Below are 273 nucleotides of genomic sequence, written 5' to 3'. Positions count from 1 at the left end.
CCGGCGTGACGTTTTATCTCGCGAGCTGGTTTCCGGCCAGATACCGCACCCGCATGCTTGCGTGGTTTATGGTGGGTGTGCCGGTGTCGTCCATTCTCAGCGGTCCGCTCTCTGGCCTTCTGCTCAGCATGCACGGGTTGCTCGGCCTCGCGGGCTGGAAGTGGATGTTTATTTTGCAAGGCCTGCCCGCGTCGATCATCGGGATCATCGTTCTCGTGATGCTGCGCGATACCCCGTCGCAAGCAAGCTGGCTCTCGGATGCGGAACGTCAGG

General features: G+C 61.2%; 1 protein-coding gene. It reads left to right on the top strand.

The window, feature by feature from the left end:
• Positions 1-273, top strand: a 273-nt coding sequence (locus SB822_RS57080; RefSeq protein WP_410859104.1) for an MFS transporter, incomplete at both ends; no start/stop codon positions are given.

The organism is Paraburkholderia sp. SIMBA_054, assembly GCF_046534875.1.
GTDB classification, from domain to species: Bacteria; Pseudomonadota; Gammaproteobacteria; order Burkholderiales; family Burkholderiaceae; genus Paraburkholderia; species Paraburkholderia hospita.
Note: the sequence above shows the minus strand (reverse complement) of the source record. Positions and strands in the feature narration are given on the sequence as shown.